This is a genomic window from Flavobacterium sp. (assembly GCF_035760125.1).
GTDB lineage: Bacteria > Bacteroidota > Bacteroidia > Flavobacteriales > Flavobacteriaceae > Flavobacterium.
Genome location: NZ_DASTTN010000262.1, coordinates 1 through 5,250 on the forward strand (window position 1 = coordinate 1; position 5,250 = coordinate 5,250).

3 protein-coding genes and 1 pseudogene are annotated in these 5,250 nt (G+C 30.4%); 2 read left to right on the top strand and 2 right to left on the bottom strand.

Annotation, left to right across the window (positions count from 1 at the left end; translation table 11 throughout):
* A partial coding sequence (locus tag VFS71_RS09510) for a VOC family protein (RefSeq protein ID WP_326400936.1) occupies positions 1-239 on the bottom strand: 239 nt, incomplete at its 3' end.
* A 314-nt stretch (positions 240-553) separates the two neighbouring features.
* Entirely contained in the window at positions 554-2,497 is a 1,944-nt protein-coding gene (locus VFS71_RS09515; RefSeq protein ID WP_326400938.1) for a hypothetical protein, read from the bottom strand.
* Between the two features lie 502 nt (positions 2,498-2,999).
* Here VFS71_RS09515 and VFS71_RS09520 point away from each other — a divergent pair.
* The gene (locus tag VFS71_RS09520; RefSeq protein ID WP_326400940.1) at positions 3,000-3,902 is read left to right on the top strand and encodes a BRCT domain-containing protein; all 903 of its coding nucleotides are present in this window, start codon (positions 3,000-3,002) and stop codon (positions 3,900-3,902) included.
* 112 nt (positions 3,903-4,014) lie between these two features.
* Positions 4,015-5,250 (top strand): annotated as a pseudogene (locus VFS71_RS09525) (hypothetical protein); the annotation flags it as partial.

A 5,250-nucleotide genomic window follows, 5' to 3' on the forward strand; every position in this document is an offset into this window, starting at 1 on the left:
AACAATGATTGATACAAACTGTCAATGTTATTGGTTCGGATGTAAACTCCTGAGTAGTTTTCGTTCGGCCCAAGTTCTTTAAACTCAAAAAAGTGGATTTCTATGTTGTCTTTTTCAACCATTAAATATCCATCATAATCAGAACTTCCCACGTTCCGAAATCCTAACTTGTTTATATAGAAATCTTTTGTTGCGGTCTTGTTCCGCATCGGCATTTTTGGATTTACGTTTGTCAGCATATCTTTATTTTATTAAAATTTTGTTCCTTGTCAAATTTACATTGCAATGAGGGCAGTCATTCAATATCTAATTGTTACTCCTGTCAACTGCTATACAGTTGCGTCACTCGGTTACTGCCAACGTTCTGGTACTACATCGGGTTTGGGACTAAATTAAGCCCTATTCTCGGATTCGCCACCCGAGCGATAGCGAACAGGCGAAGCAAATCTTTACAAATACAACCCGAGGCTGAAAGCCGAACCGGCCGGAGGCAAACCAACTTTCCTTTAAGCTAATTGACCAAATCCGTTGTAGCACTTGTAAGCAGTAGTATTTATTTCCAAATGTTATCAGAACTTCCATTTATTTTATCTTCAATCCTGTTTAAAAAATCTCTATTTTTTGACAACTTATAATAAGAAGTTTTTTGAGCAAAATATTTAGCTAAACTCAACCATATATTTTTTAAAAAATTAGTTCTTGATGAAACGATAAATTTTATTGCTTCCGCAATCAAAAGAAATATAACAATATATGAGCTATCAAGCTTAGTGACGAATTTTAACGTTAGTGCAATTCCTGGAATTACTATAAGTGTTAAAAAAAAATCTATTATTTTAACAACATTTTTAGATTTAGAAATAACTGTTGAAAATTCCTTTTCAGATTCTGAGAGAATAATATCATAATTTTGCTTTGTATCTTTTAATTCTGCATTTTTCTTATCGAAAAATGTAGCTGAAAAGTCTTTGAAACTTAATAGTGTTCCTTCTTCGACAGAATCTGAGATAGAATATTTATATCGTTGATCAGAATATGTTTCAATGACTGATTTGATTACCTTTTCATCAGTTGAAAACATGCGAGCTTGTGTGATGTAATGAAGAACATCTTTACCACGCAATTTAAACTCGGAGGTTCTCCTTTTCAAAAATCTAAAAAAAGTTTTATAATCAGGTTCTTTATCACCGTTACTTGATATAGGATTATGAATTATAAATAGCTGAGAAGGTAGTATAGTTTCTGGAACTAAATTTTCTTTTTCAGCAGATAAGATCCTATTTAAACCTCTATCTGTTGTTAAGTAAAAGGATTTAACGTCAGCATAATTATAATTATTTCCACCACGTCGTTCCCTAACATACAAAATATTATTTGCGTCTACTTTTGCTTGATGTATTGAATATCTATAATGTTCATTAATCTCTTTTCGCTTTTTCATTAAGAATAGACCATAAGAATTTCCACGAGAAGCTTCGATGCTAATTTTATGATTGGTTTTCTGAATGTTTAATTCAGTACATAAAATTTTAAATCGACTTTTCATTTCGATTTCATACTGTTCTGGGCTATTGACTATTTTTGCAATTCGTAAATTACAGTATTGTGTTATAAAATCGTCATTGAATAAATGAGGATTATTTTCTAAGACATTTTCAACAAGTGCTATTTTGTTGCTTTTTTCTGCCCGACTGATCTCAATTACGCATTGCTCCAATTTTTTATTAAGTTCTAATAACGTGTGGTGCGAATATTCAAATTGTATGCCCTGATTAATACAATCTTTCATCAATTGCTCAGTGGTAAGTCTTCTTTCTTCTCCCCCCACCCCAATCAATCTAAAGATTATGTTAGTATCGAGAAGGTAGCTTTTGTCTTTATAAATATTTTCAGAGAATTGAGTAACTCCTTTACCGGAAGTTAAAATGGCGAACTCAATTGCTTTTGCAAAATGGTTATATAAGCATCTATTTTTTTCGTGATTATCATATTCTAAAAAATCATTGAAGATATCTAAATCTGATTGTTCTAATTTTTCCGAAATGTTTTGTGGAATTAATGTTTCAATTTTGTCAGGAGTAAATGTATAGATGTTTTCATAAATTGATTGAAATAGGATTTCTATTATTTTTTCTTTTTTAGAAAGGGGCAATTTTCTTTTTTCTAAAAACTTTTCGATATGTGGATCTATTGAATATTCCGAAACATTTTTGTCAATTTCATCAAATTTTTCAGGAGTAAGTCTTACAAGAGGCGAAGATTGAGTTGTCGTTAAAATAAATGAGTTTGATTTAACTAATAAATTATCAAAAAAATCTTTTTCTAACGCCGTGTTGAACTTTTCATTAGTTGCAGCAAATAATTCATCAGCTGACATTTCAGCATTATCTGTTTCATATAGCGTTTCAAATATAACTGAAAGAGCCGTTCTTTTTAAGTCTTGTGCATCTCTGTCTTGTATCAAACAGCACAAGCGTAATATGTTAAAGTTATTCATTTCTCGTTTAATTAGATACGTTCTTAAATATTGCTGCTAACGTCAGCCTGTGAAAAAAAACTCCGTTTGTATATCACCAAATATAACAAAAAGTTGTGTCAAAACAGGAATTTTCGTATTTTTAAGAATACATCATATCATAGGAATTTCCCGCCATCAGATGCGTATTTCAAGTTTAGAAGACGCCATAAGTACTGATAATCAGGAGCGATTCATAGACACATTTGTAACTTTTGTAGGCCTTACCAAGCTTGGTTTTCTGGAGTTTTTTTTTATTATTTTATAGACTACCTTATTATCAAAACTAAAACTGCCTAGTACTAAAAGAGGTTGTTAATATACAAAGGATTTTCAATAACTAGAATTTTTATTACATTAATTCAATATTTTCTATCGCTTTTTGTAATATCTATCCTTATTTTAAATAAATTGCTAAGGAATAGTTGTGCACATTTTTATAATCAGATACTAAGCTTAAATTTATAACTAGTAATAATATTTTATGAAAGAAATTGATCAACAAGTATTAAAAATTTATACCGCTAAATCACAAGCAGATAAAGCAATTAGTTCCTTAAAAGGAATATTATTAGGTATCAATTTAGATAAAGAAATTAATGATAAAGAAATTAATGAACTTAAAAAATGGGTAGCTGTACACAATGATTTAATAAAGCGCAATCCTTTTAATGAGTTTATGACAATCATTGAAGAAACGGTTTCAAATAGAATACCCCCTACAGAAACTATTGAGGATTTGTATTGGTTATGTCAAAAATATGAAAGTGATAATTATTATTATAATCCAATAACAACAGATCTCCAAACTCTACAAGGTCTTTGTCATGGAATACTAGCCGATGGAAATATTACTGATAAAGAAATAATAGACTTAAATAACTGGCTTGAAGAAAATGAGCATTTAAGTACCTACTACCCTTATGATGAAATAAGAAGTCTAATAGTGTCAATTCTTTCAGACAATAGAATTGATGAAGAAGAAAGAATAGTTTTGAAAGCATACTTTAATCAATTTGTAAAAATACAAGACATAGTAGTTCAAAAGCAAATAGATTCTGAAACCTCTGATGTAAATATTGCAGGACTTTGTACAAGTGAACCAAATGTCATTTTCACTGGAAAAACATTTTGTATCACTGGTGTGTTAAAAAGAGGAAACAGAGAAACATTACAAAATGATATTAGAAAACTCGGGGGTATACCAATAGAAAGTATAAGTAAAAAAACAGATTATTTAATAGTAGGTGATAATGGGAATCCTGCATGGGCATTTTCCTGTTATGGACGAAAAGTAGAAAAAGCATTAAGTCTCAGAAAAGATGGACATACTATCACATTAATTCATGAATTTGATTTTTCAGATATTGTGGATGACTTAATTTAATAAATACGACAACTATCTTAATCACTTTGAGACAAGTATCTTGGCTATTTCATAAATAAACATCAACATACATCAAAGAAATATTACTTTTAAGAATAATAACATTCATAATATGGCAGATTTAATATTTCTTAAAGCGTTAAGAGACAAGTTAAAGGGAGGAAATACAAAATCAATTCACCTTAATGTATTACCCGGACGATTCGCAACAAGACTTGATTTTGCAAACTTGAATTACATCAAACCTGATTATGCAGAATCTTTTTTGGAAGCCTTGTTAAAAAAATCCTGTTTTGAATTTAAAATCACTTTTGATGATGTTGACTTAAACAGCATTTCTACCGAGGAACAGAAGAAGTTTGGTCTACTTTCCAAAAGACTTAATTCCCTAAACATTGAAAACGATGATAACTACAAAGAACATGGAATAAAGACTTTTGGATTTGGTTATCCAATTCTGATTAAGCCTTCTAAACAAGATCCAAAAAAAATCATAAAGGCCCCTCTTTTTATCTGGCAGCTAGAACTGGTAAAAGCAACCAACAAAATAAATACATGGTCAATCCTTCGTAATAAAGTTAAGGCTGAGACTGGTAAGATTGTTGATGAAGAAATCCACTCCGTAGGCTTAAATGAGGTCTTACTTTCTTTTTTAAAAAATGATGAAGGAATTATTATTCCTCAAATCAATGAAGATTTACTTGAGGATGCCATTATTGATAAAAATGAACTTCTTGACGAGTGCTACAAAGTACTAAAGGCATTAAATTCTAATTCGCCATCCAACCTAATTGAGGATTTGAAGCAAAAATTAAAAGAGCCTTTAGTGAATATACCGGAAGCCGCAACTATTGACTCTCGATCGAATAATTTACCTTGGATTCATTTTGGGGGTGTCTTCGGTTTATTTAGAACACAAAAAGAAAGTATCATTACTGATATTGACAAACTTATTGAGAAAGCTGATAGTTTTCAATTTGATGAATTGAAAATTGAATCTTTTACAGGGACAGCTTATAGTGCGATAAATACAGATCCTAGTCAACAAGAAATATTAAGCACTTTAGGATTTGAACCAAAAAAAATAATTCAAGGACCACCTGGAACGGGGAAAAGTCAGTCGTTAACAGCATTAATCACAAATGCATTAGCCAATAATTTAAAATGCCTCGTTGTATGTGAAAAAAAAACAGCTCACGATGTTATTAAAAATAATCTACATAGAGAAAATGATCAATTAGGTGCTTTAGCTGCTGTAATTGAAGATATAAATAAAGACAGAGATATTATCGTTAATTCGGTTAGAGATAGAATAAGTAATCCACCTATTTTTTATGGTAACAATCAG